The sequence below is a fragment of the uncultured Methylovirgula sp. genome (genome assembly GCF_947646745.1).
GTDB lineage: Bacteria > Pseudomonadota > Alphaproteobacteria > Rhizobiales > Beijerinckiaceae > Methylovirgula.
On record NZ_CANSHK010000019.1, the window covers coordinates 19,654 to 34,833 of the forward strand.

A 15,180-nucleotide genomic window follows, 5' to 3' on the forward strand; every position below is an offset into this window, starting at 1 on the left:
ACCCACGGTTGCGCCGGTCCGGGCGGACAATTCGTAACCTTTTATTAGATTTTTGGGCTTAGCACTAAGGCCGCCGGTGAAGAACTGGCACCTGCCGCCGGCCTCAGCCCGCGGTTTCTCCCTCCCCAACACCAACTTCCCCAGAGCCGCTTCGGCGGCTCTTTCTTCGCGGCCGCCGCGCGTTTTTGCGCTTGCTCGCGCATTAACCTTACTCAAAACTTAATGCCCGCGGCCCGGCCAAAGGCCGTAATATTCGCGGCGGAAAATCCCGTCCGAAATGAGTTCAGGTCCGCGCATGATTCAGCCGTCGAGCAGTCCGCAAGAAGCCGCCGTTTCCTTCGCCAACCGTCTGGTTGCATCCGAGTCCTTCAAGACCCTGTTTCGCGACGGCATGGCGCTCGTCGAGGAAACCGCCAATTATCTCGACGGCGAGGGACGCGAGGAAGCCAAGCTTTTGCCGCGTCTTGCGGCACTTGCCTACGCAACCGAGAGCATGCGGTTGACCACGCGGCTGATGCAGGCGGCCTCTTGGCTGCTGCTGCAGCGGGCGGTCAATGAAGGCGAATTGACCCAGAGCGAGGCCGCGTCGGAGAAGCGCAAGGTCCGCTTGAGCGAGCAGCAATCGGCGACGAGCCCGGAGGCGCTCGCCAAACTGCCGCCGCGCCTGCTCGACATCGTCGATCGCTCGTTGCGGCTGCAAGGCCGCATCCTGCATCTCGATCGGGTGATCTATCAGCCGGCCGACGAAAAGCCGGGCCGCGCCCGCCCGCTCGAGCCGCAGCTCGAACTGCTCCGCGCCGCCTTCGCCTGCACCGAATAAGCGGCCCTGCCGGAGCCGCCATTCTCAAGCGAGAAGTAGAGGCTTACTTCTTGGCGCCGATGCCGAGATTGCCGAAGCGCGAGTTGAAGCGTGTCAGACGGCCGCCGCGGTCAAGCAGGTGCTGCGAGCCGCCGGTCCAGGCCGGATGCGTCTTCGGATCGATGTCGAGGTTCAGCGTCGCGCCTTCCTCGCCATAGGTCGAGCGGGTGTAAAATTCCGAGCCGTCGGTCGCGACGACTTTGATGAAGTGATAGTTCGGATGACCTTCCGGTTTCATCGTCAGATCCAGATGGGTTGAGACGGCCAAGGGCCGAAAAATAAGGGCGCCTTCAGGCGGAAGGCGCCCCTATAACCTTTTCGCGCGCCGCTCACAAGCGGCCTATGACGCCCTTATTCGGCCGCGTGGGCCTTCTTCTTGCCGTGGAACTGGTCGGCCTCGGTCGAATCGGCCAGCGCCGTCGTCGAGGACTGGCCGCCCGAGAGAACTTCAGCGACGGCGTCGAAATAGCCGGTGCCGACTTCGCGCTGATGGCGGGTCGCCGAATAGCCGCGCGGCTCGGCGTCGAATTCCGCCTGCTGCAGCTTGGTATAGGCGGCCATGCCGTGATCGCGATAGCCATCGGCCAGGTCGAACATGGACAGGTTCAGCGCGTGGAAGCCCGCGAGCGTCACGAACTGGAACTTGTAGCCCATGGCGCCCAATTCGCGCTGGAACTTGGCAATCGTCGCGTCATCGAGCTTGGCGCGCCAGTTGAACGACGGCGAGCAATTGTAGGCGAGGAGCTTGCCCGGATACTTCTTATGCACCGCCTCGGCGAACTTGCGGGCATCGTTGAGATCGGGATGCGACGTCTCCCACCAAAGAACGTCGGCGACCTCGGCATAGGCCATGCCGCGGGCGATACAATGGTCGAGGCCGGTGCCGGGCTTCAGGCGGAAGAAGCCTTCGGCCGTGCGGCTGTCCTTCTCGATGAAATGGCGGTCGCGCTCGTCGATGTCCGAGGTGATGAGCTTGGCCGATTCCGCATCGGTGCGGGCGACGACGATCGTCGGCACGCCGCTGACGTCGGCGGCGAGACGCGCCGAGTTCAGGCTGCGCTCATGCTGCGCCGTCGGGATCAGCACCTTGCCGCCCATATGGCCGCACTTCTTCTCCGACGCGAGCTGGTCCTCGAAATGGACCGCCGCCGCGCCGGCGTCGATATAGGCCTTCATGATCTCGAAGACGTTGAGGGCGCCGCCGAAACCCGCTTCCGCGTCGGCGAAGATCGGCGCGAACCAATCGCGCGTCATCTTGCCTTCGGCATGCTCGATCTCGTCGGCGCGCTTCAACGCATTGTTGATGCGGCGGGCGAGCTCGGGACCGGAATTCGCCGGATAAAGCGATTGGTCGGGATACATGGCGCCGGCGACATTGGAGTCCGCCGCGACCTGCCAGCCGGAGAGGTAGATGGCCTTGAGGCCGGCGCGAACCTGCTGCACCGCCTGGTTGCCGGTCAGCGCGCCCAGCGCATTGACGAAGGGCTCTTTGTGCATAAGCTCCCAGAGCCGGTTGGCGCCGCGCTCGGCGAGCGTGTGGGCGATCGGGAACGAGCCGCGCAGCCGCAGAACGTCGGCCGGGGTGTAGCTGCGGCGAATGCCATCGAACCGGCCCTTGGGTGCGGACGGCACCAAATCTTCAAAAGTGACTGCTTTGCTCATTGTCCTCTCCGAGTAAACATCAGATCGCCCCGCGAGCCGACCTCGCGAGTTGTTTCACGACTTAACAGCGATTGACAATCGGCGCGGTTGAAGTCCGCGATCTCTGCCTCGTATAGCTAGGAAAACCTCTGCCTTCGCAACCCTTCGGTAGTGCGAAATCGGGTTATTCTGTAAATTCGATCTGCTGTAAATTTGTCATTGTGTAAATAACTTTACTTCGCTAATCTCGCGGCATGACCGATCAAAGCGTGGCCTCGCGCAAGATTTTCGCCGGTGCCCGGCTTAAGCGGCTGCGCCGCGAGCGGCAGATTACGCAGGCTCGCATGGCCGAGGAGCTCGAGGTTTCCGCGAGCTATCTCAACCTGATGGAACGCAACCAGCGGCCGATCACCGTGCAGGTTCTCATCCGCCTCGCCGACGTCTATGGCCTCGATCCGCGCGAGTTCATGGAAGGCGAGGCCAATCAGACGGTCGGCGAGATCGAACAGCTTCTCACCGATCCGGTGTTGCGTGACGCCGGCGTGCCGCGCGCCGAGGTCCAGGATGCGGCGGAAAACTCACCCTTTCTGCTCGCCGCCATGCAGCGGCTTTATCGTGCTTATGTCGCCGCCCGAGAGGCGAGCCAGACGAGCCTCAACGAGCGCGCCGATGCCGACCGCACCGAGGCGATCTTGCGCGAAAGCCCCGTCGATCGCGTCCGTGCGGTGCTGCATACGCAGCGCAATCATTTCGATGACGTCGACGCGGCGGCCGAATCGCTCGCATCCGATTTCGCGCTGACGGGGCACGAACTCTTCTACGCGATCAGCGAGCATTTGCGCGCCCGCCATGGCGTGCGCGTGCGCATCCTGCCGCTCGAAGTCATGGGCGAACGGCTGCGCTGGTATGATCATCATCGCCGGCAATTGATGATTTCCGAAATCCTCGATCCGCCGGGACGCGTATTCCAGGCCGCGCATCAACTCGCCTTCGCCGATTACGATGCGCTGCTCAACGAGATTGCCGTCCGCTTATTGCCGGAAGGCGATGTCGAGCGGCGGCTGATGCGCATCACGCTCGCCAATTATTTCGCCGCGGCGTTGATGATGCCTTATGGCAAGTTCCATGAAGCGGCGGAACTTTCGGGTTACGATCTTGATCTGCTGGGGGCGAAGTTCGGCGCGAGCTACGAGCAGATCGCGCATCGGCTGACGACGCTCGGCCGTTCGACGGCGCGCGGCATCCCGTTTTTCATGCTGCGCGTCGATGCGGCCGGCAATGTCTCGAAGAGGCTGGCCTCGGGCCGCTTCCCGTTCGCGCAATTCGGCGGCACCTGCGCGCTGTGGAATCTTCATGCGGCCTTTGCCGAGCCCGGCAAGGTCCAGACGCAAGTGATCGAGCTCACCGACAATTCGCGCTGGTTCTCGATTGCGCGGACGGTGCGGCCGGCCGTCACCCCCTATGGCGCCATCGAGGCACATTATTCGATCGGGCTTGGCTGCGAGATGCGCTACGCCAGCCGCCTCGTCTATGCCAAGCGGCTCGATCTCAATGCCATCGAGGCGACGCCGATCGGCGTCAATTGCCGACTCTGCGAGCGCACCGCTTGCCCGCAGCGCGCCGCGCCGCCGGCGCTGCGCCCGCTGCATGTCGATGAATCGATGCGGACGATCGCGCCTTTTGCGTTCCGGGAATTGTGAAACTTCAGGCGCGAGACGGCGGGATCAAATATGAATCGCGCGTTTGCCGACGGCGAGCGCGGCTTCGCGAATGGCTTCCGAGAGCGTCGGATGCGCATGGCAGGTGCGGGCCAGATCTTCCGCCGCGCCGCCGAATTCCATCAGCACGCAGAGTTCGGCAATCGCTTCGCCCGCGCCGGCGCCGACAATATGCGCGCCGAGCACGCGGTCGCTCGTCGCATCCGCAAGAATTTTGACAAAGCCCTCGGTCTGGCGGTTGGCCCGGGCGCGGCCGTTCGCGGTGAAGGGAAACTTGCCGATGTTGTAGGCGATGCCCTTCGCCTTCAGCTCTTCCTCGGTCGCGCCGACCGAGGCGATCTCCGGCATCGTATAGACCACAGAGGGAATCACTTCGTAATTCACATGGCCATGCTGGCCCGCGAGAATTTCGGCGACGGCAATGCCCTCGTCCTCGGCTTTATGCGCCAGCATCGGCCCGCGGACGACATCGCCGATCGCGTAGATGCCCGGCACATTGGTGGCGAAATGATCGTCGATGACAACCCGGCCGCGCTCCGTCGCGACGCCCGCAGCTTCGAGCCCGAGACCCTCGATAAAGGGCCGGCGGCCGACCGCGACAAGCACGATATCGGCATCGCGGATGATTTCATTGCCGCCTTCGGCCGGGGCGATCGTCACTTTGAGGCCGGCGCCCGATTTCTCGGCTTTGAGGACTTTGTGACCGAGCAGGAATTCGAAGCCCTGCTTTTCGAGCATGCGCTGGAATTGCCGTGCGACCTCGCCGTCCATCGTACCGAGAATGTGGTCGAGGAATTCGACGACCAGCACGTCGGCGCCGAGGCGCCGCCAGACCGAACCCAGTTCAAGGCCGATGATGCCGCCGCCGACGACAACGAGCTTGCCCGGCACTTTGCCGAGTTCGAGCGCGCCGGTCGAGGAGACGATCTGTTTCTCGTCGATCGCAAGGCCCGGCAGCGGCGTGACCTCGGAGCCGGTGGCGATGACGATGTTCTTCGTCTGCAAAACCTGCTTGCTGCCGTCCTCGCCCGTCACCTCGACGTCGCCAGCCTTTTTGATGAGGCCGGTGCCGATGAAGGTCTCGATCTTGTTCTTCTTGAAGAGAAAGGCGACGCCGTTGACGTTGGCGGCGACGGTCTCGTCCTTGTGCTTCAACATGCCTTTGAGATCGAGCCGCGGCTTGTCGACGATCACGCCGAAACCGGCCAGCGCATGATCCGCCTCGGCGAATTTTTCCGAGGCGGCGAGCAGGGCTTTCGACGGAATGCAGCCGACGTTGAGGCAGGTGCCGCCGAAGGTTTTGCGCTTTTCGACGACGGCGACTTTCAGGCCCAATTGCGCGGCGCGGATGGCGCAGACGTAGCCGCCCGGGCCGGTGCCGATGACGATGAGATCGTAAACCATGAATATGCTTTCAGTTGGAACCCGGAAGCAAGGGCGTCATTGCGAGGAGCGGAGCGACGAAGCAATCCAACCTTTGCTCTGGCTTGCTTCGCTTCGCTCGCAACGACGGCGTGCATATCGCGACTTTTCGTAAACCCTCAAATGTCGAGCAGCAGCCGCGCCGGGTCCTCGAGCGCGTCTTTGACGCGGACGAGGAAGGTCACCGCCTCCTTGCCGTCGACGATGCGGTGGTCATAGGTCAGCGCGAGATACATCATCGGCCGGATTTCGATCTTGCCGGCAATGGCGACCGGACGCTCCTGGATTTTGTGCATCCCGAGGATGCCGGATTGCGGCGCATTGAGGATCGGCGTCGACATCAGCGAGCCATAGACGCCGCCATTGGTGATGGTGAACGTGCCGCCCTGCATGTCCTCGATCTTGAGCGAGCCGTCGCGGGCACGCTTGCCGAGATCGGCAATGGTTCGTTCGATTTCGGCGAGCGAGAGTCGCTCGCAATCGCGCACGACGGGCACGACAAGGCCCTTGTCGGTGCCGACGGCAATGCCGAGGTGGTAATAATTCTTGTAGATGAGGTCGCTCCCGTCGATCTCGGCATTGACGGAGGGAATTTCTTTCAGCGCCGCGACGCAGGCCTTGGCGAAAAAGCCCATGAAGCCGAGCTTGGTCGCATGTTTCTTTTCGAACGCATCCTTGGCGCGGCTGCGCAAAGCCATCACCGCGCTCATATCGACCTCGTTGAAGGTCGTCAGCATGGCGGCGGTGTTCTGGGCATCTTTCAGCCGGCGGGCAATGGTCTGGCGGAGCTTCGTCATCCGCACGCGTTCTTCGCGCGGCGTGTCCTCGGCCGGCGAGGGGACGCGCGCCTGCGGCAGCGGCGCCTCCTGGACGAGGGGCGCTGCCGGTGCTTCGGCGAGTACCGCAAGGACATCGCCTTTGAGCACCTGGCCGCGCTTGCCGGACCCGGCGACGGCCGCGACGTCGAGGCTATTGTCGGCGGCGATCTTGGCCGCGGCGGGGGACGGCGGCATGGCAGCGGGCGCGGCAGCCGGTGAAGCGGCCGGGGCAGGTTTTGCTGCCGCCGGCGGGACACTCGCGGCGCCCGCGCCTTCGCTGATCGCACCGAGCAAGGCGTCGGGTTTCACAACCGTGCCGCTTTCCGCCGCGATCTCGGTGAGGACACCGGCGCTTGGCGCATTGACTTCGAGCGTCACCTTGTCGGTCTCGAGTTCGACCAGCGGCTCGTCGGCCTTCACCGCTTCGCCGGCCTTTTTGAACCAGCGGCCGATCGTCGCCTCGCTGACCGATTCGCCGAGAGCCGGCACGCGGATTTCAATCGTCATCTTCGACCCCCTAGGCAGCCAGCGCTTCGTCGACGAAGGCCTTGAGTTGCGCCAGATGTTTCGGCATCAGGCCGGTGGCGGTCGCCGCCGAGGCCGGGCGCCCGATATAGACCGGCCGCTTCGCCTTGCCGCCCGCCTGACCCAGAACCCATTCGAGATAAGGCTCGACGAAGCTCCAGGCCCCCATGTTCTTCGGCTCTTCCTGGCACCAGATGATGTCAGCCTTTTTATAAAGCGAAAGCTTCTTGATCAGCGCCTTGAGCGGGAAAGGATAAAGCTGTTCGACGCGCAACAGATAGATGTCGTCGATACCGCGTTTCGCCCGCTCGTCGAAGAGGTCGTAATAGACCTTGCCGGTGCAGAGGATGACACGGCGGATCTTGTCGTCGCGAACGAGCTTGATCTCACCGCCATCCAGCATTTCCGCGTCGTCATAAAGCAGACGATGGAAAGTCATGTCGAGATCGAATTCGTCGAGCCGCGAGACCGCGCGCTTGTGGCGCAACAGCGACTTCGGCGACATCAGGATCAGCGGCTTGCGGAAGTCGCGCTTCAACTGCCGGCGCAGGATGTGGAAATAGTTTGACGGCGTCGTACAATTGGCGACCTGCATATTGTCTTCGGCGCAGAGCTGCAGATAGCGCTCGAGCCTTGCCGAGGAATGTTCCGGGCCCTGGCCCTCGTAGCCATGCGGCAGCAGGCAGACGAGACCGGACATGCGCAGCCATTTGCGCTCGCCCGAAGAGATAAATTGATCGAAGATCACTTGCGCGCCATTCGCGAAATCGCCGAATTGCGCCTCCCAGACGGTCAGCGCATTCGGCTCGGCAAGCGAATAGCCATATTCGAAGCCAAGCACGGCCTCTTCGGAGAGCATGGAATTGATGACTTCATAGCGCGCTTGGCCGTCGCGCAAATGGTTGAGCGGCACATAGCGCGCCTCGCTCTCCTGATCGATCAGCACGCTATGGCGCTGCGAGAAAGTGCCGCGCTCGCTGTCTTGGCCGGAGAGGCGCACCGGATAGCCTTCGTCGAGCAGACTGGCGAAGGCAAGCGCTTCGCCGGTTGCCCAATCGAGCCCTTGGCCCGATTCGATCGCGTGCCTGCGCGCATCGACGAAGCGCTGGATTGTCTTGTGGACGTGGAACCCGTCGGGCAGAGCGCAAAGCTTGGCGCCGAGATCGCGCAGCTTGGCGATTGCCACCCCGGTCTTGCCCCGGCGCGCCTCGTCGACTTGATCGGCCGGCCGCAGCGACGACCAGCGGCCGTCGAGCCAATCGGCTTTGTTGGACTTATATTCCTGCTGGCCGGCGTCGAATTCCGCGTCGAGCGTCTTGCGCCAATTGGCCTTCATCGCTTCGACATCGGCTTCGACGACGACGCCCTCGTTGATGAGCTTTTCGGCGTAGATCTGCAGCGTCGTCGGATGTGCGCGGATGCGCTCATACATCTGCGGTTGGGTGAAGGCCGGCTCGTCGCCCTCGTTATGACCGAAGCGGCGGTAGCAGAACATGTCGATGACAACCGGCTTGTGGAACATCTGCCGGAATTCGACCGCGACCTTCACGACATGCACCACGGCTTCCGGATCGTCGCCGTTTACATGGAAGATCGGCGCCTCGATCATCTTCGCCGTATCGGAGGGATAGGGCGAGGAGCGGGAGTAGCGCGGATAGGTGGTGAACCCGATCTGGTTGTTGATGATGAAATGGATCGAGCCGCCCGTGCGGTGGCCTTTCAGGCCGGAGAGGCCGAAACATTCGGCGATCACGCCCTGCCCGGCAAAGGCGGCGTCGCCGTGAATTAAGAGCGGCAGGACTTTGCTGCGCTCGACATAATCGTGCAATTGATCCTGCTTGGCGCGCACTTTGCCGAGCACGACCGGATCGACGATTTCGAGATGCGACGGATTGGCGGTCAGGGACAGATGGACGTGATTGCCGTCGAAGTCGCGATCGGACGAGGCGCCCAAGTGATATTTGACGTCGCCCGAGCCCTCGACTTCGCTCGGGGTGAACGATCCGCCCTTGAATTCGTGAAAGATAGCGCGGTGGGGCTTCGCCATCACTTGTGAGAGCACATTGAGGCGGCCGCGGTGCGCCATGCCGAAGACGATCTCTTTCACGCCAAGCGCGCCGCCGCGCTTGATCACCTGTTCCAGCGCCGGGATCATGGCTTCGCCGCCGTCGAGGCCGAAGCGCTTCGTGCCGGTGAATTTGAGATCGAGGAATTTTTCGAAACCTTCGGCTTCGATCAGCTTATTGAGGATGGCGCGCTTGCCCTCGCGCGTGAAGGTAATCTCCTTATTCGGGCCCTCAATCCGCGCTTGCAGCCAGGATTTTTCCGCCGGATCTGAAATGTGCATGAATTCATAGCCGATCGTGCCGCAATAAGTGCGGCGCAGAATGGCCAGCATCTGCGGGATCGTCGCGAATTTGAGCCCCAGTACGCCGTCGATGAAAATCTGCCGCGTGTAATCGGCTTCGGTGAAGCCGAAGTTCGAGGGGTGCAGCGCCTCGTGCTCGCTCTTGGCCTGGAGGCCCAACGGATCGAGATCGGCGTCGAGATGACCGCGCATGCGATAAGCGCGGATCATCATGATGGCGCGGACGGAATCGCGCGTCGCCTGGCGCAATTCCGCGTCGGTATGACCGGCGACCTTCGGCTCGGCCTTGAGCTTGGTGCCGACCGCCCGTTCGATCGCGCCCCAGTCGCCGTCGAGTGCGGCAAGCGTCTCATCTCGCGCCGGCGGCGTAATTTCGGCTTTCCAGGCAGGACCCTGCACGCTTTTGCCGACCTCGATCGGGTCGTCCTTCAGTTCGGCGAAGAAGCTCTGCCACTGCGGATCGACCGAATTCGGGTCGCGTGTGTAATTCTCGTAGAGCTGTTCAGCATAGGTGGCGTTGCCGCCGTCGAGGAAGGAGGTGAGGGCGAAGGTGTGATTGCTCGTCGAGCGCGCCAGCGCTGCGCCGCCGGAGCCGCTCTGCCCATTGGTGCCTTGTCGTGCCATAGCTGTCTCCGAGCTTTCGCTCTTTCTTGAATTGCTTGCCGGCTTGCTTATCGCCGCAACACATCCGCCAACGTCTTGCCGAGCCGGGCGGGCGATGGCGAAACCACAATGCCGGCTGCCTCCATCGCGGCGATTTTTTCATCCGCGCCGCCCTTGCCGCCGGAGATGATCGCGCCGGCATGACCCATGCGGCGGCCCTTCGGCGCGGTGCGGCCGGCGATGAAGCCGACGACCGGCTTCTTGCGGCCGCGTTTGGCCTCGTCACGCAGGAATTGGGCCGCATCTTCTTCCGCGCGGCCGCCGATCTCGCCGATCATGATGATTGCTTGCGTCTTAACGTCAGCGAGGAAAAGCGCGAGCACGTCGATGAACTCCGTGCCTTTGACCGGATCGCCGCCAATCCCGACGGCCGTCGTTTGGCCGAGGCCTTCGCGGCTTGTCTGAAACACTGCTTCGTAGGTAAGCGTCCCCGAGCGCGAAACAATGCCGACGCTGCCGGGCAAGAAAATGTTGGCCGGCATGATGCCGATCTTGCTCTCGCCGGCCGTAACGATGCCGGGGCAATTCGGCCCGATGAGGCGCGATTTCGAACCGCAGAGTGCCCGCTTGACGCGCACCATGTCGAGCACCGGAATGCCCTCGGTGATCGCGACGATCAGCGCAATCTCGGCATCGATCGCCTCGCAGATCGCATCGGCCGCACCGGGCGGCGGCACATAGACGACGCTGGCTTCGGCGCCGGTTGCATCGCGCGCCTCTTTGACCGTCTCGAAAACCGGCAGATCGAGATGCCGCGTTCCGCCTTTGCCGGGCGAAACGCCGCCAACCATCTTCGTGCCATAGGCAATCGCATGCTGCGAATGGAACGTGCCGTTTTTGCCGGTAAAGCCCTGGCAGATGATCTTCGTCTCTTTGCCGATGAGGATGGACATTGGCTCATGCCTTCTTCACGGCAGCGACGATCTTCTGTGCGGCATCGTCGAGATCGTCGGCGGCGATGACGTTGAGGCCTGAATCGGCGACGATCGCCTTGCCGAGTTCGACATTGGTGCCTTCGAGGCGCACGACGAGCGGCACTTTGAGGCCGACCTCTTGCACGGCGGCGATCACGCCTTCGGCGATCACGTCGCATTTCATGATGCCGCCGAAAATATTGACCAGAATGCCTTCGACATGCGGATCGGCGGTGATGATCTTGAAGGCGGCGGTCACCTTGTCGGCCGTGGCTCCGCCGCCCACATCGAGAAAATTCGCCGGTTCCGCGCCATAAAGCTTGATGATGTCCATTGTCGCCATGGCCAGCCCGGCGCCGTTGACCATGCAGCCGATCGTGCCGTCGAGCGCGACATAAGAGAGATCGTGCTTGGCAGCCTCGGTCTCTTTCGGATCTTCCTCGCTCTCGTCGCGCAGTGCCGCGATGTCGGGATGCCGAAACAGAGCATTGTCGTCGAAGCCGATCTTGGCATCGAGGCATTTGAGCATGTTATTCTTGTCGAGGATCAGTGGGTTGATCTCGAGCAGCGCCATGTCCTTGGCGAGAAAAGCCGCGTAGAGTTTTTGCGCAAGGCTGACGGCTTGCTGAGCCGCCTCGCCCGTCAGCTGCAGCGCCGCGGCCAGCGTGCGTCCGTGATGCGGCAGGATGCCGGTTGCCGGATCGACGCTGAAGGTTATGATTTTGTCCGGCGTCTGCCGCGCGACCTCTTCGATCGACATGCCGCCTTCGGTCGAGGCGACGAAGGCCACTTCGCTTGTTGTTCGGTCGAGGAGCAAAGCGAGATAGAACTCCTTTGCCACGGCCGAACCGTCTTCGATATAGAGCCGGTTGACTTGCCGGCCGGCGGCGCCGGTCTGCACGGTGACAAGCGTCTTGCCGAGCATTTTGGCGGCTTCGGCGGCGGCCTCTTGCGGCGAGCGCGCCAGACGCACGCCTCCGGCGCGACCCGCCTCTGCCTCCTTGAACGTTCCCTTGCCGCGGCCACCGGCATGGATCTGCGCCTTCACGACATAGACGGGCCCGGGCAGACTTTGCGCTGCGGCTTCGGCCTCGGCGGCGTCGCGGATGGCGACACCCTGCGCCACCGGAACATCAAAGTCCCGGAGGATCGCCTTGGCCTGATATTCGTGAATGTTCATCGCAGTCACAGTTCGGCGCCGTGCCCCGGCGCGCGGGACGCCTAATCTGCAAAGACCGGATTGATGCTCTTGCAGGCCTCGACCAGCGCTTGCACCGAGGCGACCGATTTCTCGAACATCTTCTTCTCTTCGGCATCGAGCGTCACTTCGACGACGCGTTCGACCCCGTTGGCGCCGATGACGACCGGAACGCCGACATAGAGATCCTTGACGCCGTATTCGCCGTTGAGCTGCGCCGCACAGGGCAGCACCCGGCGTTCGTCGCGCAAATAGGATTCGGCCATGGCGATGGCGGAGGCCGCCGGCGCATAGAAGGCGGAACCGGTCTTCAACAGGCCGACGATTTCGCCGCCGCCCTTGCGGGTGCGCTCGACGATGGCATCGAGGCGCGCCTGCGTCGTCCAGCCGGCTTTGACGAGATCGGGCAGCGGTATGCCGGCCACCGTCGAATAGCGCAGCGACGGCACCATATCGTCGCCATGGCCGCCGAGCACGAAGGCGCTCACATCCTTCAACGCGACCTTAAACTCCTCGGCGAGGAAATGGCGGAAGCGCGCGGAATCGAGCACGCCGGCCATGCCGACGACCATATTGGCCGGCAGGCCGGTCTTCTTCTGCAGTGCCCAGACCATGGCGTCGAGCGGGTTGGTGATGCAGATGACGAAGGCCGTCGGCGCATGTGCCAGAATGCCGTCGCCGACCGATTCCATCACCTTGAGATTGATGCTGAGCAGATCGTCGCGGCTCATGCCCGGTTTGCGCGGCACGCCGGCGGTGACGATCACGACGTCCGCACCGGCGATGGCGTCATAGCTGTTGGCGCCTTTGATCTGCGCCGAAAATCCTTGTTCGGCGGCCGATTGGCCAAGATCAAGCGCCTTGCCCTGGGGAATGCCTTCGGCAATGTCGAAGAGGACGATGTCGCCCAATTCCTTCAGTGCAGCGATATGGGCAAGCGTTCCGCCGATCTGTCCGGCGCCGACCAATGCGATCTTTCGGCGAGCCATTGTCATTCCTTGCGTCGCGCCTATTGCACTGCGGCATGGCGATGACGGGTTCTCGCCAATCTAGGCGACAAAAGCAAGTCTGAGGCCCTTGGCCATTCGGCTAAGCTCCACCTTTGTGGCCGAATTGGGAGGCGCGCCGTAAGCGGCCTATTTTTCAACCCATTAGGCTAATAAATCCCGCGCCCATGATGGCGAAATAGGCAGGGACGAATTACAAAATATGTAATTCGTAACGGGATTATAGCGCGCCCCGGGCAAGCGCCTGGCCGACGATGGAGAGCAATTTTGCCGCCCGGCTCTCCAACTCCACGCGGGGGATTTCAGCATCGGCGCGCACCGTCGCCGGCGACAAAAAGCGGTGCATCGCGTCGAGAACAAAAAGCGTTGCCGCGGCTTGGTCGTCAATCAGATAGGCACCACTGCCGTGACCCTCGTCGAGAATGCGAGAGAGCGCGCGGGCAATGCGTTGCTGATGCCGGCGGGCGATATCAGCCTGCGCCTCCGTCGCGGCGCAAAGAAGATCGAAAATTTTCGGATCGGTCGTCAGCTTGTCGCGATAGGCGCGATGGATCGCAAAAAGCAGCCGCTCGAGCTTGTCGTGCGCCGGGTCCGGCGCATCGGCGATGATTCTCAGGCCCGCTTCGAGCGGCGCGAGCCAGGCCGCGGTGACGGCTTCGAGCAGCGCCGTCTTGGAACGGAAATAACGATAGACATTGGCGTGCGACATGCCGGCCGCCTCGGCGATTTCCGTCACGGTCAGCCGCGCGGCACCCCGGCGACGCACATATTCGCTCGCAAGGTCGAGCAGGCGCAGATCGGTCGAAGGTTTCGCAGGCGAAACGCGCAGCGCCATGTCTGCCTCAAATCTCTTTGTCTCAGGTCTCGGCGAGGCCGCTCGTATCGGCACCATTGCTTTGGCCGTGCGGCAAGGCAAGGTAGGCAGCGGAACGCATTTCCATGAGCCGCGAGACGGTCCGGGCGAATTCGAAAGCCTCGCGGCCGGCCTTGGCGACATAAAGCTCGTGCGGTTCGGCGGCGGCCGAGGCGATCAGCTTTACGCGCTGATCGTAAAGCGCGTCGATCAGCAGGATGAAACGTTTGGCTTCGTTCGTCTGCGCAGAGCCGATGACCGGAATATCGTCGACGATGACGGTGTGGAAATTCTCGGCGATGGCGAGGAAGTCGCGCGGTCCGAGCGGCGCGACGCAAAGATCGGTGAAATGGAAGCGCGCGACGCGGCTTTTCGCCTGCGGCACGCGCAGGCTGCGGCCAAGGAATTCGAGATTTTTCGGCCCGGCTTTTTCCGTGCCGGTGAGCGAAGCAAAGGCGCGCGTCAGAGCCGCAAAAGCTTTATCGTTCGCGGGCACGTGGAAGACCGGTTCGCCCTTGAGCTTCTCGAGCCGGAAGTCGGTGCGCGCGTCGAGCTGCAGCACATCCATTTGCGCGTGCAAAGCGTCGATGAAGGGCAGGAACAGGGCACGGTTCAAGCCTTCCTTGTATAGGTCGCCGGGCACGACATTCGACGTCGCGACAACGACGACCCCGGCCTGAAACAGCGCCTTGAACAGGCGGCCAAGGATCATCGCGTCGGCGATATCGGTGACGGCGAATTCATCGAGGCAGAGAAGCCATGCTTCCCGCGCCAGCGCCTCGGCTACGGGGGTGATCGGGTCGTCGCCCTTGATGCGGCCTTCCTTCACCTGCTGGCGAAATGCGAAGATGCGCGCATGCACATCGGCCATGAAAGCATGGAAATGGGTCCGCCTTTTATGGCTGAGTTCTGCCTCTTCGAAGAACATGTCCATCAGCGCCGTCTTGCCGCGGCCGACCGAGCCCCAGATGTAGATGCCGCGCAGCGGTGCCGATTGTTGTTGCGCGCCGACGAGCCAGCCGAGCGCAGCGCTTTTGCGCGTCGGCCGATAGAAGGCAAGGTGTGTCGCCAATGCCTGCAGGGCGTGCAGAACTTTTTCCTGCGCCGGGTCGCGTTCGAACTCGCCGCGCCTCACCCGCGCGGAATAACGTTCAAGAAGAATGTTCGGCACGCAAACTCCAATCGCCGGTCTAT

Annotated in this window: 12 protein-coding genes; 2 read left to right on the forward strand and 10 right to left on the reverse strand. The window is 62.7% G+C overall.

Annotation, left to right across the window (positions count from 1 at the left end; genetic code table 11):
- The first annotated feature begins 295 nt into the window (after positions 1–295).
- Positions 296–820 (forward strand): DUF1465 family protein, encoded by a 525-nt coding sequence (locus tag Q0025_RS07360; RefSeq protein WP_297297530.1) that lies wholly within the window; start codon positions 296–298, stop codon positions 818–820.
- Between the two features lie 43 nt (positions 821–863).
- Here Q0025_RS07360 and rpmE read toward each other — a convergent pair whose 3' ends face one another.
- Both rpmE and aceA read right to left on the reverse strand, forming a co-directional pair.
- A complete protein-coding gene (gene rpmE / locus Q0025_RS07365; RefSeq protein WP_297297532.1) occupies positions 864–1,097 on the reverse strand; it encodes a 50S ribosomal protein L31 in 234 nt (77 codons plus the stop codon).
- A gap of 113 nt (positions 1,098–1,210) precedes the next feature.
- The gene (aceA, locus tag Q0025_RS07370) at positions 1,211–2,521 is read right to left on the reverse strand and encodes an isocitrate lyase (RefSeq protein ID WP_297297534.1); all 1,311 of its coding nucleotides are present in this window, start codon (positions 2,519–2,521) and stop codon (positions 1,211–1,213) included.
- 233 nt (positions 2,522–2,754) lie between these two features.
- On the opposite strand from aceA, the gene Q0025_RS07375 reads away from it, so the two are divergent.
- Positions 2,755–4,200 carry a short-chain fatty acyl-CoA regulator family protein gene (locus Q0025_RS07375; RefSeq protein WP_297297536.1) on the forward strand — a complete coding sequence of 482 codons (1,446 nt, stop codon included), beginning with the start codon at positions 2,755–2,757 and terminating at the stop codon, positions 4,198–4,200.
- Positions 4,201–4,224: 24 nt separating this feature from the next.
- Here the strand turns inward: Q0025_RS07375 and lpdA are convergent, their stop codons facing one another.
- The 8 genes from lpdA to zapE all read right to left on the reverse strand — a co-directional run bounded on the left by lpdA (position 4,225) and on the right by zapE (position 15,157).
- Positions 4,225–5,622, reverse strand: a complete 1,398-nt coding sequence (gene lpdA / locus Q0025_RS07380; protein WP_297297538.1) for a dihydrolipoyl dehydrogenase — start codon at positions 5,620–5,622, stop codon at positions 4,225–4,227.
- 137 nt (positions 5,623–5,759) lie between these two features.
- Positions 5,760–6,965: a 2-oxoglutarate dehydrogenase complex dihydrolipoyllysine-residue succinyltransferase gene (gene odhB / locus Q0025_RS07385; RefSeq protein WP_297297540.1), complete on the reverse strand. Its 1,206-nt coding sequence runs from the start codon at positions 6,963–6,965 to the stop codon at positions 5,760–5,762.
- Positions 6,966–6,975: 10 nt separating this feature from the next.
- Positions 6,976–9,975, reverse strand: a complete 3,000-nt coding sequence (locus Q0025_RS07390; RefSeq protein ID WP_297297542.1) for a 2-oxoglutarate dehydrogenase E1 component — start codon at positions 9,973–9,975, stop codon at positions 6,976–6,978.
- 47 nt (positions 9,976–10,022) lie between these two features.
- Complete coding sequence (gene sucD / locus Q0025_RS07395) at positions 10,023–10,907, reverse strand: succinate--CoA ligase subunit alpha (protein WP_297297544.1); 885 nt, start codon at positions 10,905–10,907, stop codon at positions 10,023–10,025.
- A 4-nt stretch (positions 10,908–10,911) separates the two neighbouring features.
- Positions 10,912–12,108 (reverse strand): ADP-forming succinate--CoA ligase subunit beta, encoded by a 1,197-nt coding sequence (gene sucC / locus Q0025_RS07400; protein WP_297297546.1) that lies wholly within the window; start codon positions 12,106–12,108, stop codon positions 10,912–10,914.
- 41 nt (positions 12,109–12,149) lie between these two features.
- Positions 12,150–13,115 carry a malate dehydrogenase gene (gene mdh / locus Q0025_RS07405; RefSeq protein WP_297297548.1) on the reverse strand — a complete coding sequence of 322 codons (966 nt, stop codon included), beginning with the start codon at positions 13,113–13,115 and terminating at the stop codon, positions 12,150–12,152.
- Positions 13,116–13,353: 238 nt separating this feature from the next.
- Entirely contained in the window at positions 13,354–13,968 is a 615-nt protein-coding gene (locus Q0025_RS07410; RefSeq protein WP_297297550.1) for a TetR/AcrR family transcriptional regulator, read from the reverse strand.
- Positions 13,969–13,990: 22 nt separating this feature from the next.
- Positions 13,991–15,157: a cell division protein ZapE gene (gene zapE / locus Q0025_RS07415; protein ID WP_297297552.1), complete on the reverse strand. Its 1,167-nt coding sequence runs from the start codon at positions 15,155–15,157 to the stop codon at positions 13,991–13,993.
- Positions 15,158–15,180: the final 23 nt, after the last annotated feature.